Annotated in this window: 23 protein-coding genes, 1 tRNA gene and 1 other RNA gene; 3 read left to right on the plus strand and 22 right to left on the minus strand. The window is 40.6% G+C overall.

All coding sequences use genetic code 11. From position 1 onward, the window contains the following. Nucleotides 1-289: 289 nt before the first annotated feature. The 8 genes from PFZ69_RS20380 to tadA all read right to left on the minus strand — a co-directional run bounded on the left by PFZ69_RS20380 (nucleotide 290) and on the right by tadA (nucleotide 4,677). Nucleotides 290-556 (minus strand): pro-sigmaK processing inhibitor BofA family protein, encoded by a 267-nt coding sequence (locus PFZ69_RS20380; protein WP_270182930.1) that lies wholly within the window; start codon nucleotides 554-556, stop codon nucleotides 290-292. A gap of 68 nt (nucleotides 557-624) precedes the next feature. Continuing rightward, complete coding sequence (locus PFZ69_RS20385) at nucleotides 625-846, minus strand: YaaL family protein (RefSeq protein ID WP_270182931.1); 222 nt, start codon at nucleotides 844-846, stop codon at nucleotides 625-627. Between the two features lie 18 nt (nucleotides 847-864). Next, nucleotides 865-1,461: a recombination mediator RecR gene (gene recR, locus PFZ69_RS20390; protein ID WP_270182932.1), complete on the minus strand. Its 597-nt coding sequence runs from the start codon at nucleotides 1,459-1,461 to the stop codon at nucleotides 865-867. 11 nt (nucleotides 1,462-1,472) lie between these two features. Then, nucleotides 1,473-1,799, minus strand: coding sequence for a YbaB/EbfC family nucleoid-associated protein (locus tag PFZ69_RS20395; RefSeq protein WP_270182933.1), 327 nt, complete (start codon nucleotides 1,797-1,799; stop codon nucleotides 1,473-1,475). 32 nt (nucleotides 1,800-1,831) lie between these two features. Beyond that, nucleotides 1,832-3,526 (minus strand): DNA polymerase III subunit gamma/tau, encoded by a 1,695-nt coding sequence (gene dnaX, locus PFZ69_RS20400; protein ID WP_270182934.1) that lies wholly within the window; start codon nucleotides 3,524-3,526, stop codon nucleotides 1,832-1,834. 137 nt (nucleotides 3,527-3,663) lie between these two features. After that, nucleotides 3,664-3,930, minus strand: an RNA gene (ffs, locus tag PFZ69_RS20405) — signal recognition particle sRNA large type. A gap of 101 nt (nucleotides 3,931-4,031) precedes the next feature. Then, nucleotides 4,032-4,124, minus strand: a tRNA-Ser gene (locus PFZ69_RS20410). Between the two features lie 46 nt (nucleotides 4,125-4,170). Continuing rightward, nucleotides 4,171-4,677, minus strand: coding sequence for a tRNA adenosine(34) deaminase TadA (gene tadA, locus PFZ69_RS20415; protein WP_270182935.1), 507 nt, complete (start codon nucleotides 4,675-4,677; stop codon nucleotides 4,171-4,173). 99 nt (nucleotides 4,678-4,776) lie between these two features. Between tadA and PFZ69_RS20420 the strand changes: the two genes are divergently transcribed. Beyond that, nucleotides 4,777-5,400: an isochorismatase family cysteine hydrolase gene (locus tag PFZ69_RS20420; RefSeq protein WP_270182936.1), complete on the plus strand. Its 624-nt coding sequence runs from the start codon at nucleotides 4,777-4,779 to the stop codon at nucleotides 5,398-5,400. Between the two features lie 38 nt (nucleotides 5,401-5,438). On the opposite strand, the gene PFZ69_RS20425 is transcribed toward PFZ69_RS20420, so the two are convergent. From PFZ69_RS20425 to PFZ69_RS20475, 11 genes are all read right to left on the minus strand, one after another. After that, nucleotides 5,439-6,425, minus strand: coding sequence for a hypothetical protein (locus PFZ69_RS20425; RefSeq protein WP_270182937.1), 987 nt, complete (start codon nucleotides 6,423-6,425; stop codon nucleotides 5,439-5,441). A 148-nt stretch (nucleotides 6,426-6,573) separates the two neighbouring features. Then, complete coding sequence (locus tag PFZ69_RS20430; protein ID WP_270182938.1) at nucleotides 6,574-14,790, minus strand: carboxypeptidase regulatory-like domain-containing protein; 8,217 nt, start codon at nucleotides 14,788-14,790, stop codon at nucleotides 6,574-6,576. A gap of 472 nt (nucleotides 14,791-15,262) precedes the next feature. Then, a complete protein-coding gene (locus PFZ69_RS20435) occupies nucleotides 15,263-16,042 on the minus strand; it encodes a hypothetical protein (protein WP_270182939.1) in 780 nt (259 codons plus the stop codon). Further along, the gene (locus PFZ69_RS20440; RefSeq protein ID WP_270182940.1) at nucleotides 16,042-16,293 is read right to left on the minus strand and encodes a hypothetical protein; all 252 of its coding nucleotides are present in this window, start codon (nucleotides 16,291-16,293) and stop codon (nucleotides 16,042-16,044) included. Before PFZ69_RS20440 ends, PFZ69_RS20435 begins: the two co-directional genes overlap by 1 nt. Before the next feature lie 193 nt (nucleotides 16,294-16,486). Then, complete coding sequence (locus PFZ69_RS20445) at nucleotides 16,487-16,717, minus strand: hypothetical protein (protein ID WP_270182941.1); 231 nt, start codon at nucleotides 16,715-16,717, stop codon at nucleotides 16,487-16,489. Then, nucleotides 16,714-17,088 (minus strand): hypothetical protein, encoded by a 375-nt coding sequence (locus tag PFZ69_RS20450; RefSeq protein WP_270182942.1) that lies wholly within the window; start codon nucleotides 17,086-17,088, stop codon nucleotides 16,714-16,716. Before PFZ69_RS20450 ends, PFZ69_RS20445 begins: the two co-directional genes overlap by 4 nt. Before the next feature lie 55 nt (nucleotides 17,089-17,143). Then, on the minus strand, nucleotides 17,144-17,353 hold the full coding sequence (locus PFZ69_RS20455; protein ID WP_270182943.1) for a hypothetical protein: 210 nt from the start codon (nucleotides 17,351-17,353) through the stop codon (nucleotides 17,144-17,146). Then, a complete protein-coding gene (locus PFZ69_RS20460; protein WP_270182944.1) occupies nucleotides 17,350-18,630 on the minus strand; it encodes a replicative DNA helicase in 1,281 nt (426 codons plus the stop codon). Before PFZ69_RS20460 ends, PFZ69_RS20455 begins: the two co-directional genes overlap by 4 nt. After that, the gene (locus PFZ69_RS20465; protein WP_270182945.1) at nucleotides 18,611-18,874 is read right to left on the minus strand and encodes a replicative helicase loader/inhibitor; all 264 of its coding nucleotides are present in this window, start codon (nucleotides 18,872-18,874) and stop codon (nucleotides 18,611-18,613) included. Before PFZ69_RS20465 ends, PFZ69_RS20460 begins: the two co-directional genes overlap by 20 nt. Beyond that, nucleotides 18,867-19,577: a Replication protein O gene (locus tag PFZ69_RS20470; protein ID WP_270182946.1), complete on the minus strand. Its 711-nt coding sequence runs from the start codon at nucleotides 19,575-19,577 to the stop codon at nucleotides 18,867-18,869. The genes PFZ69_RS20465 and PFZ69_RS20470 overlap by 8 nt, the downstream gene beginning before the upstream one ends. Nucleotides 19,578-19,588: 11 nt before the next feature. After that, nucleotides 19,589-19,870, minus strand: a complete 282-nt coding sequence (locus tag PFZ69_RS20475) for a helix-turn-helix domain-containing protein (RefSeq protein WP_270182947.1) — start codon at nucleotides 19,868-19,870, stop codon at nucleotides 19,589-19,591. A 171-nt stretch (nucleotides 19,871-20,041) separates the two neighbouring features. On the opposite strand from PFZ69_RS20475, the gene PFZ69_RS20480 reads away from it, so the two are divergent. Both PFZ69_RS20480 and PFZ69_RS20485 read left to right on the plus strand, forming a co-directional pair. Then, complete coding sequence (locus tag PFZ69_RS20480; RefSeq protein ID WP_270182948.1) at nucleotides 20,042-20,887, plus strand: hypothetical protein; 846 nt, start codon at nucleotides 20,042-20,044, stop codon at nucleotides 20,885-20,887. Beyond that, entirely contained in the window at nucleotides 20,877-22,034 is a 1,158-nt protein-coding gene (locus PFZ69_RS20485; RefSeq protein WP_270182949.1) for a tyrosine-type recombinase/integrase, read from the plus strand. The genes PFZ69_RS20480 and PFZ69_RS20485 overlap by 11 nt, the downstream gene beginning before the upstream one ends. 85 nt (nucleotides 22,035-22,119) lie before the next feature. On the opposite strand, the gene PFZ69_RS20490 is transcribed toward PFZ69_RS20485, so the two are convergent. From PFZ69_RS20490 to PFZ69_RS20500, 3 genes are read right to left on the minus strand one after another with little or no spacing between them, the layout of a single operon-like run. After that, nucleotides 22,120-22,704 carry a hypothetical protein gene (locus tag PFZ69_RS20490; protein ID WP_270182950.1) on the minus strand — a complete coding sequence of 195 codons (585 nt, stop codon included), beginning with the start codon at nucleotides 22,702-22,704 and terminating at the stop codon, nucleotides 22,120-22,122. A gap of 36 nt (nucleotides 22,705-22,740) precedes the next feature. After that, the gene (locus PFZ69_RS20495; RefSeq protein ID WP_270182951.1) at nucleotides 22,741-24,273 is read right to left on the minus strand and encodes a restriction endonuclease subunit S; all 1,533 of its coding nucleotides are present in this window, start codon (nucleotides 24,271-24,273) and stop codon (nucleotides 22,741-22,743) included. After that, nucleotides 24,266-25,750, minus strand: a complete 1,485-nt coding sequence (locus PFZ69_RS20500) for a class I SAM-dependent DNA methyltransferase (RefSeq protein ID WP_270182952.1) — start codon at nucleotides 25,748-25,750, stop codon at nucleotides 24,266-24,268. The genes PFZ69_RS20495 and PFZ69_RS20500 overlap by 8 nt, the downstream gene beginning before the upstream one ends. Between the last annotated feature and the right edge of the window lie 2 nt (nucleotides 25,751-25,752).

Here is a 25,752-nt window from a genome sequence, read left to right on the forward strand (position 1 = left end):
TCTAGCTTTAAAACAATGTTTGTTTCCGTAGAAACAATTTCTTGCATGGCGTTTCGTTCAGTTTTCAAAGATCGATTTGTTTCTTTCAATGTCGTTTTCAGCGACTTTATTAATATATCATATTAACTCGTTTGCCGTCAACAACTTTTTAAAACATTTCTTTGCGTCTGCCGTGTCTTATCGGCGACTTCTATAATATTAACAGCACATCGATTAGAACGCAACCCTTTTTGAAAAATTATTTTAGAAAAACAAAAAGGAACTCTTATACGAACGAGTTCCTCTCTCTTTACGCTATTATAATGAGCTGAATAGCAGCTAAAGCAACTAGACCAGGGATTCCTAGAAACCCTGAAATCGCTGCTGTTCCTAAATTGATCGGTACATGGAGGTCAAAGGGTGTTCCGAATGTATTCAAGAAGAATAATAGCAGTGCACCGATGGCGAGCTTGATCAATCCGTGACCAACCCAGCGCATGGGTTTCAAAGGTGCTCCGATGAACAGTAACAGAACAATACATAAAGCAAATAATCCGATGACGAGTTTAGGATCCATAAAAGTCCCCCGCTCTTTTCAAGAATTATTAAAGTGTATGTCTGTCCAAATAAAAAAGAACGGGAAGTTTATGGCTTCCCCATTCTTATTTTTCTACGCTTCGCTTCTTTTAATAGGAAGAAGTACTTGGCTTCATCAAGCTTCAACCGGGCTAGAACAGCTCCAGAAGGTTCCACGCTGCGACCTACTATTTCTTTTTGTTTATTCCAAACTTCTTTTAATTCTTGCAGAGCTTGAATCAAATGCTCATCGGCTTCTTTTCTCAGGTAGCCTTTCCGCTTGAAGAACATATTCTCCCCCCCCTGCTGCTATAGTTCACGTCGTCCTTCTAATGCTTTAGAGAGTGTCACTTCATCAGCGTATTCTAAGTCGCCTCCGACAGGAAGACCGTGCGCGATACGCGTGATTCGAATACCCGTTGGTTTAACGAGCCGGGCGATATACATGGCTGTGGCTTCTCCTTCAATGGTAGGATCTGTTGCAAGGATGATCTCAGTAACCTTATCGTCTTGTAGACGCTTCAATAGCTCAGGCACTTTGATGTCCTCAGGACCAATCCCATCAACCGGAGAGATAGCACCATGAAGAACATGGTACAAACCAGTGTAATCTTTCATTTTTTCGATTGCGATAACATCTTTCGCATCTTGTACGACACAAATAACCGTCTCATCTCGATGGCTATCTGAACAAATTCGGCAAGGATCCGTGTCAGTGATGTGATGACAGACTGAGCAATATGTTAATTGACGCTTTGCATTTACTAACGCCTTACCGAAATCCAACACATCATCATCTTTCATTTCTAGCACGAAAAAAGCCAGGCGGACCGCCGTTTTTGGTCCGATTCCCGGCAATTTCATAAAACTATCGATTAGTTTTGATATTGGTTCAGGATAATGCACCTGCATACCCCCTACATTAATCCAGGTATATTAAGTCCCTGTGTGAATTTACCCATGTCTTTGTTTACGAGTTCATCTACATTACGAAGAGCATCGTTTGTTGCAGCAAGGATCAAGTCTTGAAGCATATCGATGTCGTCTGGATCGACAACTTCTTCTTTCACGATTACCTCAAGCACTTCTTTATGACCGTTTGCTTTTACAACGACCATTCCGCCACCAGCAGAACCTTCAACAGTTTTTTCTTTTAGTTCTTCCTGGGCCTTCGCCATATCCTTTTGCATCTTCTGCATTTGTTTCATCATGTTGTTGTTCATGCCACCCATTCCGCGTTTCATAAAACAATTCCTCCTTATTTATAGTTAAATTTTTAAGATTGAATATCGAGTAGATCATCGCCTACAAGACGTCTTGCTTCAGAGACGAGTGGATCTTCACCTGATTGCTCTGATTTTTCACCTTCGCCTGTATCAGGTTCGTCTCTTGTCTTCAGGAATTCGCTACGGATTTGCTGCCAATCATCCTCAACAATTCCTACCATCTCCATCGTTCTGCCAAGCGTTCTTGAAAGGACACTTTCTACAGTCCCTCGTATGTTATCCTTGGCAGCCATCTGGCAGTGCATTTCGTATTGGAACGAAAGCAGGAACGTTTTTTCTGTCGCAGCAACCGGCTCACTGTCTTTTAACCACGCGTGAGCAGACACTTTTTCCTGACGCACGTTTTCCATTACTTCTCCCCAGACACTTTTTACCTTCATGAGGTCCTGTTTCGTTGCCTTTTTGAGGATCTCTTTTATTTTACCATGAGAAACACTAGATTTCTGTCTCGATGGTTTAAATTGTTTCTTCGGTTTAGCTTCTTGTTCAGATTCTACTTGCTTGACCTCGATTCCTTTCTGCTTCAACTCGTTGAGTTCACTTTCAAGCTTTTGAATACGGTCAAGAAGGTCACTCTGATCTTGAGTTGCTTGACTATCTGTCTCTTCCTGACAAATTTGAACGAGCGCCAGTTCTAAGAATATGCGTGGGTGATTCGTCCACTTCATCTCTTGCTGATTGCGGTTAAGTGTTTCGATAACCTTGTATACCCACTCTTTCGAACTATTCTTCGCAAGGTGTTGAAACGATTCATCTACCTTCACTCGTTCTTCCACTTCTTCAAGCTGAGGTGCAGTTTGGAAAAGGAGCAGGTCTCTAAAGTAATAGATTAAATCTTCTAAGAACCGCGCTGCATCTTTTCCGTGCTCCATAAGCTCTTCCACTGCATTTAGCGCCTCAGCTACATCTTTCTCGTAAAATGCACCAGCTATTCGAGAGATCATTTTCTGAGACACACTACCTGTGACTGCGAGAACATCGTCAAGAATAACTTCCGCTTCACTATAGGATATTGCTTGATCAAGGATACTTAATGCATCTCGCATTCCTCCATCCGCGGCTCTTGCTACTTGATAGAGGGCATCTTCTTGAACAGCGATCTGTTGTGCTTCGATGATTGTTTGTAATCTCCCTACGATGTCGTGAGCCGTGATTCGTCTCATATCAAAGCGCTGGCACCTTGATATGATTGTTAATGGAATCTTGTGTGGCTCCGTTGTCGCTAGGATAAACACCACGTGTTTTGGTGGTTCTTCAAGTGTTTTAAGTAACGCATTAAATGCTCCCGTCGACAGCATGTGAACCTCATCGATAATGTACACCTTATAAGAAACAGAACTCGGCGCGTATTTCACTTTATCGCGAATGTCTCGAATATCATCGACACCAGTGTTTGAAGCCGCATCGATTTCGATAACATCTGAGATCGAGCCATCTGTAATTCCTAAACATGCTGAGCATTCGTTACAAGGTTCAGCTACTGGCGCTTTCTCACAGTTAATTGCTTTTGCAATAATTTTCGCAGCACTCGTTTTTCCCGTTCCTCGAGGTCCTGTAAACAAATAGGCGTGAGAGATTTTTTGCTGCATCAGTGCATTTTGAATTGTTCGTGTAACATGTTTCTGGCCGACTACGTCTTCGAACGTCTGGGGCCGCCAAACACGATATAACGCTTGATAACTCATTCGCCTACTCTCCTCCTAACCTCTTCATCCTTTTCTATTATACCGTTTCGTTGTTTCTAATTCAAAAAACAATCTTATAATTTATACATGAAAAAACTCACTCTTTAGAGAGTGAGTTGAGCATTTAAGTATTAAAACCGTGCACCTTCCTTCGATAAAGCCACCACAAGCGTTACCTGAACAGTTAGCTCGATCCGGGCACTCCCGCGGCACACAGAGGGAACCTACTTACTGCTGCTTCCTTCCGGACCTGACAGGGTTCGTAGGACTCTGTTGCGCAGGACCCGAATGTCAACACCACTTATTCAGGGCAGACCCTGCAGTAGCTAAACCTCGGGAAGGGATTCAGTCTCGCTGTAGCGGATTGCGAGTACAGGGCACCGCTAATTCCCCACCTAGCACGGCAAATTTGATAACATTTTTAGTGCACGTCTAACGTGCAAAATCTAGTATATCGCATCGAAGCGAAAATATCAATAGATCCAATACTCCAACTTTTGTAAGATGGCGGAGGCGAGAGGATTCGAACCCCCGCGGCGCGTGAACGCCCTAGCTGATTTCGAGTCAGCCCCCTTCAGCCAGACTTGGGTACGCCTCCATCTATCGATTGCAAGAAATAATATAACATCTATGCGTTGTTCGTATCAAACGTTATCTTCTTTCCTTCTGCGCTTTTCTTCCTTCCTCTGTTCTCTTAATGTACGGAAGAATGTCGATAACATCGAGCCGCACTCTTCTTCCATGACACCACACGTTACCTCTGCTTGATGGTTAAAGCGACTATCGTCGAGAAGGTTCATAAGCGTACCGGCACACCCACCCTTCGGATCACTCGCGCCATATACTACTCGTTCAACTCTAGAGAGTACGATCGCACCACTACACATCGCGCAGGGTTCAAGCGTCACATAGAGAGTACACCCTGTTAATCGCCAGCTTCCGGTCACTCTACAAGCTTCATCTATAGCTAAAAGTTCCGCATGCGCGACAGAACGCTGTTCAGATTCTCTTAAGTTGTATGCCGATGCGATCACTTCATTATCTTTTACGATGACTGCACCGATCGGAACTTCCCCAATTGCCTCAGCTTTTTTTGCTTCTTCAATTGCTTTTTGCATAAAATAACCATCGCCGTACTGTGCATCTTCCATTAGAGTAGCTCCTTCTTACAATGTTTTATTTCTTTACACTCTTGGGTAAACTACATACAATTTCCAATTCTATCACCTATTATAAGGAGAGGAGTTCTTATGAGTAAAGAACATACAAAATCCGAACACCAGCAATCATCCGTAGCATTACTATTAATCGATGTTATCAATACAATGGATTTCGAAGGCTCAGAATTACTAGCTAGATATACAGAAGATGCCGCTGATCGCATTGCATCCTTGAAAAAGAGTGCAAAAGAAAACGGGATGCCGGTCATCTACGTGAACGATAACTATGGTATGTGGCAATCGAATTTTAATAAAGTCGTTAACTACGCTGCAGAAGCGAACGGAAAGCACCTAGTCGACCGGCTAGCGCCTGATGATGACGACTACACAGTAGTCAAACCGAAGCATTCTGGCTTCTTTTCAACACCACTTTCTTCCTTATTAAAATATCTAAAAGTACACACCCTTATTCTGACTGGATTTGCAGGGAATATCTGTGTCTTATTCACAGCCAACGATGCATATATGAGGGAATATGAACTATACATCCCAAGTGACTGTAGCGCTTCGAACGTGAAGGAAGATAACGATTATGCATTAAAACTTATGGAAGGAAACCTAAAGGCAAACATCCAACCTTCAACCGAACTAGACCTGAAAGAAATCATGCAAAAAGCTGATGACAAGAACACCGTTACCTCCTATGAAGGATAATGAAGAACCCCCTCTACTATAGAAGGGGTTCTCGTCGATTATGAGCTCGTTTGAAAATAAGCTGGCCTTTGCTCAAAGGCAGCATTCAAATACGTTACCATCAGTTTATCGTCAAACAGCTTACTTCCTTTTCTGAGACTTTGACAATATCCATTTTTAAACTCAAGGCGGTCGATGGTAAATGTATGGTTATACTCACTGCTTACCGTCACTTCGATTGCGCGTTCATCCGCCTTAAAAGAAAGGAACGTATCATTGATTTGAAAACGCACTTCTTCTAGATACTTTGAATGGTACGTACACGTCATACACCGAATGACCTCATAATATCCACCATCCGTAATTGAATGCTCGATCTTGTACCTTTTCAAATCAGAATCGATATACTTCATCACGTCTTGAACTTTTTTAGTAGGGATCGAAAGTTCTACATTCGTCGTTAAAGAACGATAAAAGCGCTTCTTAATTCCTACCTTATAGGATACGAGTCCGATACACCACGTGATAATGAGGACAGGCAGGACATAGGATAGGATCTCTTGCTCAAAAATCGTCCACTCGTAATACCATACAAGAAGCAGCGTAACGATTGAGAAAAGAATTCCAGCAAGTAACGTTTGCGGACGATAATCTCGAAAATCATTCTCAGCACTTGTAAGCTCTGCTTTCAACCACTCAAGCTCGTACAGATCGAAGCGCTGCAGTTCCTTTTGCAGCCAGGAAGTATCATTCATCCATCCGTCCGACCTTCTATGATGCAAGAAGCCCTTAAAAAAACGATTAATGTTCGAGTTCGTCTCCATCTTACGTTCGATGGTCTGCCGAAATGCGCGGTCATATGCACGTGCTACTAGACTAATGACCTGCACTAGGACCACAAGTGATAGCAATAATAAGAAAAGCTGCCCCCATGGGTTGTCTGAAAATAGGGTTTGCACCCCATCAACCAGTGGAGTAAGCTCGGATTTTAAATTGATACGTACGGCTCGAAACACATCGGCCGCTGCACCTTTCCACTCATCCAACGTGATAGCCTCCCAACCTAGCAATCTTTTATCTCTATCATATCACCTTTACAATTCTTTAGCTTGCATTTTTTAACAATGAACGTTACATCGTAAGGATTCGTAGAAAAACAAAAAACCGATGAGTGATCACTCATCGGTTATGTCATTACTCGATTCTACTGATTGTAAAGCAGCTTAGACAAACGATTAATGTTCTTTCTGTGCCAAGATCGATATAAGAGAAATAGCCACAGTTTGTTTTTCTATCGATCGTCAGCAAGGTGAACGGCGTCGGCACAAAACTGTTGGACACCTTTAGAGGTTCACCATTCTCACAGCTAAATAGATAATACTGATCTCGTGGTGTCGAGCCGCCTTGTAATGTGAAGTTTAGCTCTTCACGTTCTCCCGCTTGAATAAATATAGGTTCTGTTTGAGGTTCAAATGATGGTGCAGCTGCGCGTATTAAATAATCACCTTCTGGAAGCTCCATCGAGTACGTTCCATCCTGACGAGTAGAAACTTCCGCGAAGATCTCATTATTTCTCCTCGCAGTGATCGTTGCACCACCGATTGGCTCACCCGTTCTCTCACTCGTTACTCTTCCGAAAAGGATACCTGGGTTTGCTGCACCGAGTACAAAATTAACAGTTCGATCACTGTTAGGTAATAACGTGATGACTTTCTCATCCGGTGTAAATCCAGGCAAGGATGCAACAAAAGTTAATGTTTCTGCTGGAAGATAACCGATTACATAAACGCCCTCTCGACTTGTCACGCCTCTTCCTACAACATTTCCATTGCTGTCAAAAACCGTTACCCCTACATCGTTAAGTGCATTTCCATTTTCATCTGTTACGTTCCCTCTAACGATCGATGGGTCACCAGTTAGTAAGAAGTTAACCGTAGTGGTTTCTCCTGCTATGATCGTCAATGCTTTGGCGTTTGAATCGCAGCCGACTGCTAAAGCTCTAATTGAATAACGGCCCGGTGCTAACCCATTGATCACATAGTTCCCGTTTTGGTCAGTAAGTGTGTTCGCGATCGGTACATTCAACTCGTTTAGAACAATAATTGAGACACCTGCTACAAATCTTGATGTGTTCTCGTCTTTCACTCTACCTGAAACAGACCCTGGACTTAAAGATAATGCAAAGTTCACTTCAGCTGTTTCGAGAGGCTCTGCTGTAAATTCTTTTGCCGTTGAGTCATACGTTTCATTTCGAACAACGAGCGTATACTCGCCCGGGTCAAACCCTTCGATTAAATAATTCCCATCACGATCAGTTTGCCCTCTTTGCAGAAAGCCACCGCTTGACGTGACCAACCGAACAAGTGCACCTTCGATTGGCAAGCCTGTTGCTGCATCTCTTACGTTCCCTCTCACGTTAGCTGGAAGTGGAAACAATCCAAGGTTTTGGACAACCATTTCATTGGAGCGTATTTCGATTGAAGCTAAATCACTTCCAAGACCCCCGCCAAATGCAACCACCATATAGATGGCAGGTGTAAGTCCAGTTATTAAATACTCTCCATTTTCGTTTGTTAGCGTAGAAGCGACAAGTTCCCCATCAGGGCTCAACCACCTTAATTCAACGATCGCACCTGCAACTCTTTCTTTCGTTTCTTGATTAATAACGATTCCGCTAAGGCTTCCTGGATTTGGATTCAGGGCGAAATCAAGGGTATTTTTTTCATTACTTTCAACGATCGCGCCTGCAAGCTTTATGCCATACTCAGGATGACTGACGATCACTTCATAGACGCCTGAAGGGATATCTGAAACAAGGTACTGACCATCCGGTTGACTGAGTACGGTTGCTATGATCGTACCCGCTTCGTTCATTACCTGTACGTTTGCATTGGGAACCGGCAAGCCTGTTGCTTCGTCTGTAATGCTTCCACCGATGCTACCAGGATTAGGAGTTAATGAAATGGTGACTTCTGATACTTCGTTGGCAACGACATTTACACCTGTAGATCCCGTTCCAAACCCATCCCGTGATGCAGTGACTACCTGAGATCCTGGTGGGATATTTTGAACCGTAAAGCTGCCATCTTCATTCGTGACTCCATTGGCAAGGGTAATATTCGCAGCGTCCTTTATTTGAATAGTTGCTCCAGCGATTCCATTTCCAGTATCCATGTTCGTTACCGTACCAGTTATAATTCCCGCATTACGGAAGAGGGTTATGGTCAACTCACTGACTTCTCCTCCGACGACCGTAACAGGGACAACCTTAGATTGATAACCGTTAGCACTGATGCTTACAAGATATTGACCAGGAGCTAAGTCACTAAAACTAAACTCGCACTCTGGCGAAGCGACGGTTGACTGAAGAAGCAATCCCTTTTCATCAAGCAATCGAACCCCAACCGTATCTGAGATTATTTGATGTCCAGTCTCATCCTGAAGTTTGCCGAAGATTGAACCAGTCGTTCTTTTAAGAAAGAGATCAACGGTCGTTGTTTGATCAGGTTCAACGATGGCCCCAGCTGTTTTCCGTGCATAGGAAGCTTTCGTAGCGGAAACGGTATAACTTCCTGCTTCAAGCCCTCCTACTAAATAACTTCCACCTGTAGTCGTTGCCGTTGTGGCAATGACTAGCCCGTTACTATCAAGAATGTTGACGTTAGCTCCTACGACCGGATTTCCTGTAACTTCATCGAACACCATTCCAGATATTCTTCCTGGATTTAGTCTAAGCACGAAATTAACGACTCTGTTTTGTTCTGCGACGAGCGATACCCCTGTCGATGCGCTGCCCACGTCAGGTGCAGATGTTCCAGGAGCTGACGCTAAAATTCTGTAAGTCCCTGGCTTCAATCCTCCTATTGAATAGTTTCCGTTTTCATCAACTGCACTTGTTCCGATTACAACACCGTTCACATCGATAATTTTAACAACAGCATTTTTGAGTGGCTGCCCATTTTCATCTAGCACAGTACCAGATAGACTAGCAGGGATACCTGTTAATGATAGATTTGTGAGTGTTGTCGCATTTGCCGAAACGGTACTTCCCGTAGAATTTTCAGTGTAGCCAACCGCATTCGCGACGATCGTATACGTTCCTGGAACAAGACCTGAAATCGTATACTCTCCCAAACCATTCGTCGTGGCCGTAGCGATTGGTACAAGATCCTGAGCGAAGAATGCTGTGACCTCTGCGCCGACTAGCCTTGTATTTGTGTCTGCATCGACAATCGTACCAGTAATACTTCCTGGATTTGAGTCTAAGTTGATATTAACGATTTCTGTGTCTCCAGAAGTGACGATGACGCCAATTTCTTGAGTCTGAAAATCTGGGTTTCTCGTCACAACTCTATATTGAAGAGCTTCTAGTTCCGTAAATTGATAGAAGCCATTCTCATCGGTGTTTGTTGTGAAGACAAGCATGCCATCTTGATTAAATAGCTCTACCGTTATTCCGGATAACTCAAGACCTGTATTCGCATTTCTAATCGTACCTTGAATAGCTCCTGGGTCCGGTATCAACTTAATGTCGACTGTTTTGGTTTCACCGCGGCCAACAATTGTTGTTGCCTCTGCAGCACCAAAATCTTCAGCTGAAGCAATGACCGTATATGTGCTTGCAGATAGAGTATTCACGATATACTCGCCATTAGAGTTCGTAGTCGTAGTAGCGATTACTGGACCACTCGGGGATTGTTCGCGTATAACGATTGTGCTTCCAGAAATCGGACTTCCAGTATTAAAGTTAGTGATTCTTCCAGTAATCGTTCCAGGGATCGGTGATAGCGCGAAGCTGAGTACGGTTGTTTCGTTCGGCTCGATACTAAAGCTAGCTGTACGACTTGTAAAACCTTCTGCAGCGACAACTGCTTGGTAGTTTCCAGGACTCAATCCTTCTGTTAAAAACTGTCCAGACTCATCAGAAGTAATCGTTGCGATTTGTTCTCCATTTTCATTGATTAAGATGACTGCACCAGAAATCGCTTCTCCAGTGTCAATATTCGTAATATAACCTGTCAAAAATCCTAAACTCTGTTCAAGATCAACATTTAGCGTTTTAACTTCTCCTGGCTCAACCACTGTCGTCAAGGATTTCGCGCCGAAATCAGTTGCGTTTACGCTTAGTACTACCGTGCCTGCTGGGATGTTTTCTACAATATATTCGCCATTCAAGCCTGAGATCGAAGTTGCGATCGGTAGTCCTTCTGAAGTTGTAAACGTTAGAACAGCCCCGGTAATCCCTTCACCTGTCGCAGTATTCGTTACCCTTCCTGTAAGAGTAGCAGGTAAAAGTTGAAGAGGAATCGTTACCGTTTCTGTCGCTCCAGCAATTACACTTGCACTCGCTGTGTTTGCAGTGTAAGAAGGGGCGGTTGCATTCACATTGTACTGTCCAGGCTGTAGCGCACTAATGAAAAATGTCCCGTCTGAATTTGCAACAAACGTTTGAAGTAAGGCACCGCTTGCACTAAATAACTTGATGCCAATATTATCACCTGTGATTAAATTGCCATCACTATCAACGACTGATCCTGAAATATTCCCTACTAAACTCTCGAGAGTTAACGTTGCGATCGTATTTTCGTTACTCGCAACTACTGCACCGACAAATTCCGTTGAAAAGTTATTGGCCGTTGCCACTACCGTATATGAACCAGGGGCGATCCCTTCAACGATAAATTCTCCAAACTCATTCGTCGTAAGCGTTTTGATTTGATTATTATCAAAGGTTCGAATGATGACAGTGGCACTAGAAATGCCATTTCCAGAAGTGTCGATCACTTGCCCGACGATGGTTCCTGGATCCGGAATCAAGACAAAATCTGCATCCGTTACAGTTTGACCAGGTGTTAATGTGATCCCACCAGTTGTGGAAGCAAAGTCTTGTGCACTGACAATGACTGAAAAAGATCCAGGCGGTAAGTTTCCAATCACATATTGCCCGGATTGGTCCGTTGCACCTGAGCCTAATATACTACCGTTCGTATCGATAATTTGAATAGTAGCATTTGGAATCGGATTGCCACTAGGATCAGTAATCGTACCGCTCATTTCTGAAGGGTTAGGCTGCATCGTTAAATCAACAGACGTTATTTGATCTGCGACAACCGTGGCACCCGCGGTAGATACACGGTAATTCGGTGCAGTGGCGGAAACAATATATTCTCCGGGAACGAGGTTACTGAACGTAAATTCTCCAGCCTCATTTAGGAGTGTTGTTGCAACAAAAAGGTCATCTGATGTTCTTAGCGTAACCGTAGTACCTTCAACGACAGGAGATACCGTCCCTGAAATGCTGCCCGGGTTACTCTCTAAACTTTGGTTCACGATTGTTGTTTCATTAGGTTCTACGATAGCCCCCGTAGAAGAGGACTGAAAGCCAGAAGCAATTGCTGTAACAGTATAATTTCCTGGTGCTAAACCATTAAACACATAACCTCCATTTGAATCAGTTAAGATCGTTCCTACTAAAAGTCCCTGATCATCAATGATCCTCACAGATACATTACTAAGCGGGTTTCCATCACTATCTGTTACTGTGCCGACAATATTACCCGGTGCAGGCGTAAGTTCAATATCTACTACCGTCGATGCTCCTGGTAATAGGGAAGCAGTAGCTGAGTTCGATTGAAAATCAGCTGCATGCGCAGTAATGTTATAAATTCCTGGTGGAAGATCCGTTACTTCGTATTCTCCATTAAGATTCGTAAATGCAGTTGTTACTAACGTTCCAGCTGCATCAAAAATCTGCACTTCAATCATAGAACCAGTGATTGGAAGGCCAGTATCTCCGTTTATGATTGTGCCTGAAACACTTGAAGGATTTGGCTCTAATGAGAAGTTTACAGTAGTCGTTTGGTCTGAAACGATCGTCGCACCTTTAAATTGACTTTGAAAGTCTTCAGCCGACGCAATAATCGTGTAAGGTCCTGGTGCCAATCCTAGTGCCGTATATCTGCCCTGATCATCTGTGATGACTTGCGTAATAATAGCTTCCGTTCGATCATCGCGTACGGTGATGACAGCTCCAGAAAGCGGATCACCGCTAGATTGCACAGTCCCTTCTAGCGTTCCTGGATTAGGAATAAGAGTTGCATTTGCCAGAGTCACTTCATTCTCAACAACAGATGCACCAACCGTTTCCGTAGAATATCCCATCTTGGAGACAGTGATCGTATAAAATCCTGGACTAAGATTATTGATTTCATACAAACCATTGTTATCCGTTGTAACAGTTGCAACGTGAACATTGTTGAAGAATGCTTCGACTATCGCTCCTGTCAGGACATTCCCATCGTTATCTGTTACCTGACCTGCAATTCCCCCTACTAATTGATCGAGACTTACGTTAAGTTGTGTCGTTTCGTTTGAACGTATTTTTGTTCCAACAGTCTTCGATCCGTAACCATCGCTTATAAACGTCACACTGTATTGTCCCGGAGCAAGGTTAGAAAAGCTATATGAGCCATTAACAGCAGTAATAGTGGATGCTACTGTAACGCCGCGAGCGTCAACAACTTGAACGGTTGTACCAGGAAGCGGATCAGATGTTGCAGAGTCAGTCACAACTCCCTCCAGTGCCCCGGGGTTTGCAATTAGCTCTACGTTCACGTTCTTTGTTTCTCCAGCATCAAGATTAAACCCAACAACGGATGTTCGATAAAGATCTTTACTTACTCGTAATTGATAATCCCCTGGTGCTAAATCATCGATAACATAATTACCAGAAGCATCAGTGGACACTCTAGCGATTGTCGTTCCGGCAGAATTCAATACCTCCACTAACGCACCGCTCAGTGGGTCACCTGCTTCATTTGTTACAGTGCCTTGTACCGTTCCTGGATTCGGTTCAAGGACAAAGTTTGCAGTCGACGTTTGACCCCCCTTTACCATTACGCCTTGTTCAGCCGACTGAAACCCTGACGCGCTGACAACAACTGTGTAAGATCCTGTCTTTACCGATGGGAAGTTATATTCCCCGCTCGCATTCGTGGTACCTTCATCGATGACGTTTCCAGCAGAATCGACGAGTAAAACAGTAGCGTTCGCAATTGCCCCGCCACTTCCATTTGTAACAGTTCCTTCTACGGCTCCTTGCAGCTCCGTTAGAAAAACATCTTTCCTTGTGATCGCTCCTGAACTGACTTCCACCGTCTGGATGTTTGTAATGAAATTGGGCTTAGAATATTCAATCGTGTATGACCCAGGCGCTATCTCAGTAAGCGAATACTCTCCTCTGTCATTCGTTGTCGTTACAGCAATCGTTGTTGCGCCATCTTTTAATTCCACAACAACATCCGCTAAAGGAAGACCCGTTGTGTGGTTTTTAACGATCCCGGTAACTCCTCCATTACTAGTTACAGTAATAACCGTCGTAACCGTATCGGATGATATTCTCGCACCTGTGTTACCATCCGTCCCTATCGCTCTTGCTCTTTCAAGAACACGTTCTCCATCCGTCGTGAAGAATCCACTCACTTCAAAGTCAAGGATTGCTGTTTCTCCCGGTGGTAGAATCCCAATCTCCCATCCTAGCGTGTTTGTGTGCTCATTATAATACGCATTACCTGTTGAACGACTAATGATTGAAAATCCACTCACTAAATCAAACTCGATCACATCTTGCAACTTAACGGTTGCTGCTTTGCTTTGGCCTGTGTTTTCTACAACTAATCTAGCAGTATAGACTGCTTCATCTCCTGCCCCGACTGTAGTAGGACCACTCACTAGTATTTTTTGAAGATCTAGTTTTGCTTTTACGTTAGTATCCTCTACTGAGATCGGATCAGAAAAAGCATCGGTGAACTGAAAACCTTCAGAAATCCTCAAAGAGTCCTTATTGTAGTTGTTCGCATTCGTCGAGGTGAACGATATAAGCTGCAGTGGTGTGTTTTCAGTTATGTTTAGAAAATCGAATAAAATGTTGGCTGGTATAAAAAAGTCCAGAAAGACGTTGTTATTCCCACCAAACGTTGTGTCAGCTGGCGTAACCCTCGCAATATCGAAGTTTATGATCGGCTGCGAGTAATTTGGTTTCCCTCTGCCATCGGTTCCTTCAGCCGGATCATTCCATGAGTTGACTTCTTGGTTTGTGTTTTCAATGAGAACGAGCTCCCCACTTAGCCCATCTACAGCTAAAAGCCATTGGTACGTTCCCGGCGGTCCTCCAGTATTGAATAAAACACCCCATGAAAAATTTTGAAAGCCTGTTTTCTTATTATTACGCGGGTCATCGTTTAAACGTAAACGAAAGTAGACATTTGTATCATCATACGCGATGGCGAACGATGGGTTTGATGTATCACCGACTAAATCTACTGCTGCCGGAGATTCATCATTGAACACATCAAAATAAAAACCTGATCCCAAAGGCACGGATGTATATTGATTTTCGTTCGGAAATGACACTATTCTTCCTCCTTAATATTCACTTCCTATAGGTTTATGCATAGAAAGGGTACATGTCGTGGTGGATAGGCCTATATGTGCTCTTAAATTCCATCCTTGTCCCTAGTTGAACAAGCCTGTTTTTTTGAACTCTGGATATAAAAAAACACCCGAACAAATTTTTGTTCGAGTGTTACTAGATGTATGTATGTTATTAAAAGAATGGCGGCCCCGAGAGGAATCGAACCTCCGACCTGCGGTTTAGGAAACCCCTTCTACTTGTTAAAATGAAACAGTTTACTTAAGTTTGGTATTGGTATATTAGGAGAAAACTACATTCAATGACTTACGAATAGGTTGATTTATGGTGATTTCATTAAGGTTTGTCCCCTATTTGTCCCCGGAAAATTAAGCAAAAAAAAACCTCCCTAGTAGACAGATTAAAGTGATTCCTTTCTCTGTTTACTGAAGAAGGGGTGAGATCGTATCTTTTTTAAGCGATGATTATTAACTTAGTTGCCTTCAAATTTGGTACATAGGAACTTAGGAAATAGTCTGAATCTGTAGTTACAAAGTACTCATATCCGTTTTTCATTGCAATTGCGAGATGAATTGCATCATGAGCATCCAATTGATACCAATCTATATTGTACTTAGCACGTTGAATACAACTAAGGTCAGATCTTTCCATACTAACCCTGAGCTTATACCCTTTCACGACTGTGTACATTAAAGTGTCAAAAAGGGCTGAGGCTTTCTCGTAGAATTTCTTAATGCTCCCCCTGTAACTTTCAATATAATCTGGGTTTCTCTTTAATCCTTTTATTAAATACGTGATATTCATACCTCTGTTATACATTGAAAATCTTACGTTTCTGTTATTGGTAATTCTTCTAAGGGTAAGGTCAACATGGGAAACATATTGAGCTAATTCGCCAGGTGAACAAGAACCAATTAATCTATCTACTAGGCTAGTATCCACGATTTTATTGACTTGTCGAGTTGTCAAAGTCGCCCCCTGTTTCTGCTTTTCTCTTAGATATATCGCTTCGAGTACTATTCTGATAAATAAATTATGTACTACCTCACCGTATACATGGCTACTAATTCCAACTATACTGTCATTACTCCCCCAAGATTTAGCTAACTGAACAATATCATTATGTAATGGATCACTCTTATCAGCCAGCTTTAGAAGAAAACAGGCATCTAAATAAATAGATGCCTGACCTATGTTCAACGCTTCCGATCTTCCTAAACTATCCATAAGCATTATTTCCCTTCCTTATACAGATCTGTAAGAAAAGTACCTGGAGCACCGTACTCTAATGCAAAATGATCTTCAAAAAAATCAATGATTTCATCTGGCCTCATCCCTTGGGATTCTTTTACGAACTGTTGGAAAGCAGCGGAGGATTCACTCGTACTGATACCCTCAATTACTTTGGACATTGTTTTCACCTCAAGTATTTGGAAATTAGTTCCTTTAACGTTATTGTACCAACCTCGGGGTTTCTTGTCCATGAATTTGTCCTCCAATCATCAAAATATTCTGTTTTTTCAGTCTTTACAATATATGAACGACATCACCATTGTTTCCAATAAATATTCACTCTAACCAAAAAATAGAATCAGATGAAGGGAGGTTATATTAAGCATACTAACCTTTATCCAATTTATTCATCTTCAAAACAGCCAAAGATGTTATTTGTACAAATTAATTAGTATGCAATTTATGAGACGGCCTGGGGATGTTGAAGTAAACAATTGTATCTTGGTTACATCTGTATTTAATAATTTTTTCTCCCTCATGTTTGGAACCGATAAACCCTAATGAAGGTATTGATACAGTTCCATTTGAAAAATCTCTGAAAACAACTGTTAAAGTAATGCCCTGATTTGCTGTAAAAGCTTCTTCTAGTGCTTTTAATCGTTTCTTACTCCTCATTGACTCTCCCTCCGTTCAAGCTCTCTTTCTAAATGATCTATCCGCTCCTCAATCTCTTCTAGCTCAAATGCTTTGAAAGTTAAATCAAGAGTACTTCGTGCGGCACTAACCCGACTACTTGCTGAAGCCATATCATCGTTCATTACTACTTCAAGCGTATCTACAGCCGTAACTGATATTTGTTGTAACCTCAATATAGCTTGCTCTAAAGCATTTCTCCTTGCTTCTCGATAAGCTTCTTTAAAAGAATTAGTCTTTAGCCACCTAAATAAAGTCGCCTCCCCAATCTCAGCTTTTTTTGCAGCACTTTTTACAGATGTTGAAGTTAAAAGTGCCAGCATTGCCTTTTCTTTTTTTGGAGATAGCATCATTTCCAATCACCCACTCTCATTGCTATTCTCATAGAGTTCATAAACAGTAATTTTGTTACTTTGTGCTTTGTATTCTTTGACCTTTGTATTCTTTGATCTTCGTATTCAATTGGAAACTTTCTTCATTTGATAAGTATGAAAGTAGAATTCCTTTATCGTCAGTAAGTTTTAACGTTTTTGAGAAAATAACGAGATAATCTAATACCAACAGCAGTGTAGTATCTTTCTCACGTATAGCGTCATTGTAGAGATCCTTTATAGTCATTTATAACGAGCCTCCTTAAAGCTGTTGGTTTTTTTGTCGAATAGCAACTTCACAGAGCCTAGTGGCCCATTTCGATTCTTTGCGATATTCACCTCAGTAATCGGAGAACTTTCTGCCTGTTCCTCATAATAGTCCTCCCTGTACAGGAAAAGAATTAAGTCTGCATCCTGCTCAACTTCCCCACTTTCACGAATATCAGATAGTACTGGTCGTTTATTCTGTCGGTACTCAACGCTTCTGTTCAATTGTGATAGCACCAATACACAGCAATTTAATTCCCTAGCCATTTGTTTTAGCCCGCGGCTCAATGCTCCAATTTCTTCGGTACGACTCCTTACAGCCTGTGTTTTTATTAATGTGAGGTAGTCGATGATAACAAGGTGATTTTTGTCCGGATTATCGCTCATTCTTATTTGTACTTCTTTCCGAATCTCTTGTAGAGTCGGTGAAGAACGATCATAAATATTCAAGGCATTTTTGTATTTAGAGAGGAGAGTCTGGGCATGGGTGTATCCTGTCCAATCAGATTCATCAAACCTCTCCAGAGCATTTTTGATTTTCAATGAATTAATTCCACCAATAGTGGATATCATTCGTTTTAACAAAGAGTCAGCGGGCATTTCTAGCGAGAAGAAATTGACGTAACTACCAGATTCGATTGCATTTAAAGTTAAAGTTAGTGCCATTGCTGTCTTACCAATTGATGGCCTAGCAGCCAAAACAATCAAGTCTTGCAACTGCCATCCATCAGTAATGGTATCCAATTCTTCAAATCCAGTGGTTATACCCGTAATACCCTCTCGAACAGTTTCCATCTCTTCTGCGATTTGAACTAACGATTCAATTAAATCAAATGATTTTTTGGATCGGTGTTGTAGAATATTGCCCAGCATCTGGATTTTGTCTGCTACCAATGGCAAATCACTAATCTCAGTAATACTAGATAATTCACCAAGATTCTTTTTGATCTCACGTAGTTTAAAGTAATCATGAACATACTTTTGGTAAGTATCGAAATTCTCCTCATGACACTGCACCTCAATGAGAAATGATAAATATTCGCTTCCGCCAATCTGCAATATATTGCTACCTAATTGAGTGTAGATGGTAACAATATCGATAGGTTCGTTTCTTTTAGAAAGTTCTATCATCGCTGCGAAAACTAGTTTATTCTCAATTGATTCAAAATGATCTTCTGTAACATCTGTTTCCTTTAATAATAACCCATTCCGTATGATGCACGATAAAATAGATTGTTCAGCCTTTAGGTTTTGCATTTTTTCTCCATTCATCTACAAGCTGTAGATAGTCAACCTCTAAAGGAGCAGAGGCCCGTATATCAGCCAACTTCGGTGGATATTTGAGGTTCGCTAAATGAGATTCTACATTTCTCATTACTAGGGCTTCATTATCTTTCTTTAAGGTCTTAGCCCATAAATCTACTTTAAACTGCGTTACTTCAAAGGATGGATACTCACTGCTGATGTAGTTCAATATTTGAAATGCTTTCTTCTTATTCATCAAGGTCAAACTCCTCCTCTTTTAATACATTGTTTAGGTTGTTTTTCTGTTGTTGGAAGACGTTAAATGGATCCGATTCGTCCAAGAAGCGAACTATGTTATTTGGTAATAAAAAGTCCTGAAAAGTCCATTTGTGTGTCCAATAATAACTACTGCTGTTAAGAACTTTGTTGTAGTTGGTTATGGCGCCAATAATCTCAGCCTTTTTATATTCTTGTAGCCTTGCATTGAGATGTCTCTTCATTTTTTCTGTAAACGATCTATGAACAATAATTCCGCACAAATTCCAGTGTGTATATATTTCTTTTAATTCATTGTCTTCATTATTGTTTGTGTCTTGTTGATGGTTTGATATTGGTTTTTTTGTAGTTCCGGTCTGCTGATAAACATCGTAACTACATATGGTGATGGTGGTCTTTTTGTTATCTGGTTCTCTCACAATCATTGATTCTTCTTCAAGTAAATTTAGGTATTTCCTTAATTTAACTTTGGACCAACTCCAGCGTTTCATAAGCTTTAACTCAGATGTTACAAAGCTACCTCTCTTTATAAGGATAAACTCACTCCCTAGCAGTACTTTGTTTTCCTTGTGGTTTGCTAGAAGTAACATGTCAATCCATGCTTCGAACTTTGAAAATGATCGTTTTTGCAAAAACAATGGATGTTCAAGAATTTTCCGATGTAAACTTATCCATCCTTGCATCTCCATATACCTTACGGTTGTAATTTTCTCAACGAGCCTTTTGCAGAATCAATTTCCTCAGTTTGAGAACCGGTGGCTTCTCGGTCTCTCACCCAAGCCAATAAAGACTCTTTACGAAACAAGACCCTTTTCCCAGCTCTTACATGAGGTATCTCTTTTCTCTTAGCCATTTCTAGTATTAACCAATAAGAAACACCAAGGTATTCTGCAGCTTCTTTCGCAGTCAATGTTATTCGTCCGTAGTTTAGTTCCATAGCACCGTAACCAACATTAGTAACTTCTTTTTCATTCATTTTAGTAGTCTCCTTTGTTTTGAAATCCTTTTGTGTAATACCATTGCTTTGAACTTCTTTTGGCCAATAGAAGTACTGCTTGCTTATATAGTAATACATAGCATATAATTCTTGTATGTAATAAATACTTGTTTTTATACTATACATTAAAAGAAAGTAGCTGTTGCACAAATGAAGGTTATTACGTTTGATACTAAAGAGGACGAAAACTTGCATGTAAGGAAAGACTATGACTTTTCAAACCCATATAATCGCTCAAGGTGGAGTGTCTATTGGGGTTATGATTTTGAAGATGGGGAGGTAGATATCTTTGGTGATAAAGAAGTAATAATAAAAGCGAAAAACTATGAAGTTAAAACTGTTTATGACCCTTTGGAGATAAACTCCCCACTCTATCTAGAAATAGCGAAAATTCATCTTGATAGCTTCACTTATACACTTGAAGATGGTAGCGAGTATACTGCACATGAAATTAAATCCCCAAAAGCCAAAAAAAGCCTTCTTACTTTTGTAGAGAAGTATGGGCTCCTTGGTTCTTACCAACGTAAATATACTTACACTGAGGCAACTGAAAACAATTTGATAAGCAATGAGAACAAGATTTTCAACCATGCCTATCCAAGCGAACCTATCAGCGACTATGGAAAGGATATCTATCGATTAAAACTAGCAAATTCATTATTAAAAGAGAATGATAACAAAGAAAAAATGAGCTTGCTTTATAATATCGTGAATTCTGAGCAAAGGTTTATTTACAACGGTATTCAACACATTGGTGACTCTGGTGCTCCGTCAATATTTTTTTCCTCTTTACTAGATGTGGCATGGTGGCAACTAAAACAAGCTTTGATTGGCGAAATAGATTTTAGATACTGTAAACATTGTGGTTGGGTGTTTGCAGCTTCACATGGTAGCCAAAAGTTCTGTCCGTCTGAAGAAAAGGGAAAACGCAGTAAGTGTTACAATGCTTATTCACAAAAAATGAGAAGAACAAGGAGGAAACAAGATGGCAGGTAGTATTGAAAAGCGGGGAAAAGAATCTTGGAGGTTAGTAGCCAGCGGAGGAAGAGGTTCAGATGGTAAAAGGATAAAACACACTCGATCCATTAAGGCAAAAAGCAAACGTGAAGCGGAAAAAGAGCTAGCAAAATTCGTTGCAGAAATTGAACGAGGATCGTACATTGAACCTTCAAAGATTACATTGTCCGATTTTTCCTCCCGTTGGTTAAAAGACTATGGTGAGAAAAGTCTTTCTCCTACAACTCTTAAGCGATATAGAGAATACCTCGAATCTCGTATATTACCTGCCTTAGGTCATTTCAAATTAGAGCAAGTCAAACCCCTTCACCTTTTGGAGTTTTATAACAACCTTCAAGAAGACGGTATAAGAGCAGATGGAAAAAATGGTGGATTATCTGAGCAAACAATCTTACATCATCACCGGCTTATCTCCGCAATGTTTCAAGACGCTGTTGAGTGGCAGTTATTGGCTATGAATCCGGCTACCAACGTAAAACCACCAAAGGTGAATAAAAAAAAGATGGAGTACTACGATGAAGCAGAGACTAAACATTTACTTGAGCTTGTCCTGTTTGAAAAACCTAAGTATAAGTTATTAATCAACATGGCAATTTCAACAGGGTTACGAAAAGGAGAGTTGTTAGGCCTAGAATGGTCACATGTTGACTTTGATGAAAAACTTATTCATGTCGTCCAATCCAGTCTATACGTTAGTGGCAAAGGGATAATTACAAAAGCACCTAAAAACGAGAGCTCCAAGCGAACTATTTCCATACCAAGTAAGATTGTCATATTATTAAAAGAATATAAAGCTCATCAAAATGAACAGAGGTTGCAGGTAGGAGACCTTTGGAATAATTCTAATCGTTTGTTCACTACTTGGGATGGAGATCCTATTCATCCTAGTACAATAAATAACTGGTTTCGTAAATTCATCAGAAGGAATAACCTTAAACCTATACCTTTCCATGGTTTAAGGCATACTGCAGCAACCCTACTTATCCAGAAAGGTGTCCATGTCAAAACTATCAGCAACAGACTAGGCCATACTAACATTTCAACTACCATGGATATTTACGGTCATGCCCTAAAAAGTTCAGATCAAGAAGCTGCTGATAAATTAAATGATGTATTTACAGTTTAAGAAGAAACTATAGAAAAAAGCTCCCAAACCATTCAAGGATGAGAGCAGATTTTTTAAGTTGGATGAAGCTCATTATCATGGATAGTTAGTTGGGGAGGCTTTTAAATACCTCTCCCATTTCTTGAATGGTTGTTTTTCCAGTTGAGTTATCATTTTTATCAATAAAAGGGGAATTAAATACACTTTTTATTTTTCCCCCTTTTACATAATCATTATGATCCTTTAGAGAATTAACTATATCAAACATGTGAAACCAAGTAGTAATCATGGATATTTGGTCATTAGATAATTTGTCATTATAAAAAGATAAGTGTATTGGCCAACTCTTATCATATATAAAATCAATAAATTTATAGTCCTTATTATCCTCAAGAGTTGGAAGCCATTCAGTCATAATATCATGTGTGTAGTTTAGTTGAGCGATTAATGCCTTAACCCCTCTCTTTTTTTCCAAATCTTCAATAAATAAAGCATTTCGCTTAGCTCCACTTATCCCACCATAATAACTACCTAATCCTCCAATAACTCCTCCATATAACGAAGCAAGTACCGCCGTAATGAGTGTGAGCAATGATGTATTTGTTTGTAGAACTTCCCAATTAAAATATGCGTAATAAATCGATAAGCCTGTTAATACCGTAACAAGTATTGCATAGAATGGTATTATCATAATCACTCCTATTGCTGTATGGCTAAAGAATACATATCAATGCTTCTGTTTAATTACTTCTTTTAGCAGTTCAATTGCACTTTTTTCATTTGAATTATTTGTCTCAAGTTCTCCTCGGAAGGCTTTAGAGAGAATAGATTGCTTCACACTTTCAAGGTTTATTTCTAGAAGCGCGTTTTTCTCTTTATATAGAGCCTCATCTAGCTTTTTTATTGTATCAACTATTTTATACTGTTCTTCTAAAGGAGGTAAATGGACTAAAACTTCTCTTATTGTCCCCATTGACAGACTTTGTTGTGCTGTCGCTTTCATTTTAGATTTTATATAACCTTGTCCTGCTGGGGATTGTAAGAAGTAATTTAGATATTCCGGTAAGATTCCATCAACAGTAATTTTTGCGACATTTGGCGCCAAATGCCATCTTCGTTCAGTTGGTGTCATACAAACATTTCCTGTACCTGCTCCTATAAAAACCATTAGTATTTCTTTTCCATGTAACTGTGAACGGCTTAGTGAATCAGATATATCTTTTGATATATATTTAATATTACTTTCAACAAACTTACCCATCTGAACATTTTGTGCTCTAATTACTGGTATATCCCCTTCATCCTCTAGTTTAAAATATTTAGTATACTCAAACCCAGCTAACTTTGTTACATGTGCGAGGAAACCTACGTTAGTTAAAGCCCATGTATTAGGTAAAACGTCGATTGGTTTTCCATCAACATTAGGAATTTTATCTAAAAATGTTTTTGTCGGTTTTCTCTCACCATTCTGAATAGCCTCTGCACAAATCAGCTTGTATTTTTCCTTTCTTGCTATAGCAACTGTCTTTAATAAGTTATCTGCAGACTCCACATTGCTGTGTGCTTCCCGCCACTCTTCGGTCAACTCCCCACGAAAAGCCTTATCCAAAATCGCCGCTCGACGAAGCTCAAACGTTTCTTTTGCTTCATCAAACAATCGCTTCGCTTCATCAATTTTATTTAAAAGTCGATCAACTTTGTCAGCAATTCGTTTTTGTTCGTTTATTGGAGGTACCGGTAATATTAAACCACCTAAAATCTTAGCATTAGCGCCGGGCTGAGCGCTTCCTTTTTTTACCACCATTATCTGCTTCCAATATTCAGGACTTCTCATATAAAACCAAAGATACTTAGGATCTAGTGCTTTATTTGTCCTCAACCTGATTAAGTAGGATGCAAAGACTGACTCTGGGGGATTTTTAATTAAAAAACTCTTACCAGTCGTCGCACCTGTTCTAGCCACTACAATATCTTCAGTTAATAATTTATACTTTTGATACTGGTGTTCATCTATATTACAAGAAGGAACATTTCCCCATTCAACGAAGTCATTTTGGATATCAGTAATTCTTAAGTACTTTGGTCCAACTTTTTCGTGTGAAGAAGAATCGGTATATCCGTATTGAATACTTTGTAGCATTGTTTCCAAATGAGTTAAAATCCAATTTTCAGGGGTTTTATAAGGATGATCTTTTTCGGGTATTACCGCTTCCTCCAACAACTCCTCAACTGTCTTCTGCTTTTTAACCTTCTTACTCATTACGTCCCACCTCAGCAGTTTCCGCAACCATACTCACTTCAACGTCTGATTCTTTATACGTAGTACCACTATTAACAGCCCTAAGCTCGTCCACTACTTCATTCAGCAACCCAACAGCCTGCTCTAACTTCGCAATCGCTTCTTCCGCAGAGTCAATCGGATCCGGAAGATTTTCATAAACAGACAAAGATTCATCAGCAATCAACCCAATATCCAAGCTATTTTCTTTCTTCGCAATCTCTTCACGGGTAAAGACATTAAACCTCTCATCTTTAATACTTGTACGGTCTTCCGTTTGATAAGCTTTCACAAACTCTTCAAAGTGCTTTTCAGTTAGTGGGTTACGCTTACCGAAGCTAGGCATGTTCGTACGAAGATCATATACCCACACATTTTCGGTATTTTCTCTATCAACTGTTCCGCGATTAAAGAATAGAACATTTGTCTTAACGCCCTGTGCATAAAAGATTCCTGTTGGTAAGCGTAAAATCGTATGTAGGTTACACTTGTCCATTAAATCTTCACGTATTTTGGCTCCAATGCCACTTTCAAAGAGAACGTTATCTGGTAAGACTACTGCCGCACGTGCTTTTCCATCAGGTTTTAGAGCACGATAAATATGCTGTAGGAAGTTCAATTGTTTGTTCGTTGTGGCATACGTGAGGTCATCACGAGTTGGTCGTTCTCCACCTTGTTTCGTACCAAATGGAGGGTTTGTCATAATCACATCGTAATTTTTAAGATCTTTTCCAAGTTCGGATAACGTATCACCAAGGATAATATCTCCCTGAATATCATGAAGCATTGCATTCATCAGAGCCAAACGGTGCGTGTCTTTGACTAGCTCAACACCTGAAAAAGCTTTATACTTTTGAAACTCAGCTTCTTTTTCACCTAGGTCAAAGTAGTCATCGGTTTGCTCACGCACATGACGGTCTCCTGCAATCATGAAGCCAAATGTTCCGGCAGCTGGGTCATTGCATCGTTCACCTGGTTTTGGATCTGTTAACTGCACGATCACATCAATCAGTGTACGAGGGGTAAAGTATTGTCCCGCTCCAGACTTTGTTTCACTTGCGTTCTTTTCAAGTAATCCTTCATAAAGATCTCCCAGTCCTTCTTCTTTCGCGCTATACCAGTCCAATTCATCAATCGAACGGATAATTTTCTCAAGGTTCTTCGGTTCATCGATATTTGTTTTTGCATTAGTATAGATCTGGTTTAGAACCGGATTGCTTTCTTGCCCTAGATCAATTAGTAACTTCTGATAGTGCGTTTTAAGTTCGAGTCCGTGAAGATTCGTTAAGGAGTCCCAACGATAGTCTTCTGGGATCGCTGTTTCATTTTCTGTTTCTTTCATCATCTTTAGGAATAACAGATACGTAAGCTCTGTTACGTACTGGTGATAGGTAATACCGTCATCTCTTAACACGTTACATAAATTCCATAACTTCTGTACAATCTGCTGGTTGCCCATTC

The organism is Alkalihalobacillus sp. CinArs1 (assembly GCF_947387515.1).
Lineage (GTDB): Bacteria > Bacillota > Bacilli > Bacillales > Guptibacillaceae > Guptibacillus.

Coding starts and splice junctions, on each gene's coding strand:
- dnaX (WP_270182934.1), bottom strand. CDS start 3,526: ATGAGTTATCAAGCGTTATATCGTGTTTGGCGGCCCCAGACGTTCGAA.
- PFZ69_RS20500 (WP_270182952.1), bottom strand. CDS start 25,750: ATGGGCAACCAGCAGATTGTACAGAAGTTATGGAATTTATGTAACGTG.
- PFZ69_RS20490 (WP_270182950.1), bottom strand. CDS start 22,704: ATGATAATACCATTCTATGCAATACTTGTTACGGTATTAACAGGCTTA.
- PFZ69_RS20495 (WP_270182951.1), bottom strand. CDS start 24,273: ATGAGTAAGAAGGTTAAAAAGCAGAAGACAGTTGAGGAGTTGTTGGAG.
- PFZ69_RS20455 (WP_270182943.1), bottom strand. CDS start 17,353: ATGACTATAAAGGATCTCTACAATGACGCTATACGTGAGAAAGATACT.
- PFZ69_RS20465 (WP_270182945.1), bottom strand. CDS start 18,874: ATGAATAAGAAGAAAGCATTTCAAATATTGAACTACATCAGCAGTGAG.
- PFZ69_RS20450 (WP_270182942.1), bottom strand. CDS start 17,088: ATGATGCTATCTCCAAAAAAAGAAAAGGCAATGCTGGCACTTTTAACT.
- tadA (WP_270182935.1), bottom strand. CDS start 4,677: ATGGAAGATGCACAGTACGGCGATGGTTATTTTATGCAAAAAGCAATT.
- PFZ69_RS20475 (WP_270182947.1), bottom strand. CDS start 19,870: ATGAATGAAAAAGAAGTTACTAATGTTGGTTACGGTGCTATGGAACTA.
- PFZ69_RS20460 (WP_270182944.1), bottom strand. CDS start 18,630: ATGCAAAACCTAAAGGCTGAACAATCTATTTTATCGTGCATCATACGG.
- PFZ69_RS20385 (WP_270182931.1), bottom strand. CDS start 846: ATGTTCTTCAAGCGGAAAGGCTACCTGAGAAAAGAAGCCGATGAGCAT.
- PFZ69_RS20420 (WP_270182936.1), top strand. CDS start 4,777: ATGAGTAAAGAACATACAAAATCCGAACACCAGCAATCATCCGTAGCA.
- PFZ69_RS20440 (WP_270182940.1), bottom strand. CDS start 16,293: ATGGACAAGAAACCCCGAGGTTGGTACAATAACGTTAAAGGAACTAAT.
- PFZ69_RS20480 (WP_270182948.1), top strand. CDS start 20,042: ATGAAGGTTATTACGTTTGATACTAAAGAGGACGAAAACTTGCATGTA.
- PFZ69_RS20485 (WP_270182949.1), top strand. CDS start 20,877: ATGGCAGGTAGTATTGAAAAGCGGGGAAAAGAATCTTGGAGGTTAGTA.
- PFZ69_RS20470 (WP_270182946.1), bottom strand. CDS start 19,577: ATGCAAGGATGGATAAGTTTACATCGGAAAATTCTTGAACATCCATTG.
- PFZ69_RS20445 (WP_270182941.1), bottom strand. CDS start 16,717: ATGAGGAGTAAGAAACGATTAAAAGCACTAGAAGAAGCTTTTACAGCA.
- PFZ69_RS20380 (WP_270182930.1), bottom strand. CDS start 556: ATGGATCCTAAACTCGTCATCGGATTATTTGCTTTATGTATTGTTCTG.
- PFZ69_RS20395 (WP_270182933.1), bottom strand. CDS start 1,799: ATGAAACGCGGAATGGGTGGCATGAACAACAACATGATGAAACAAATG.
- PFZ69_RS20435 (WP_270182939.1), bottom strand. CDS start 16,042: ATGCTTATGGATAGTTTAGGAAGATCGGAAGCGTTGAACATAGGTCAG.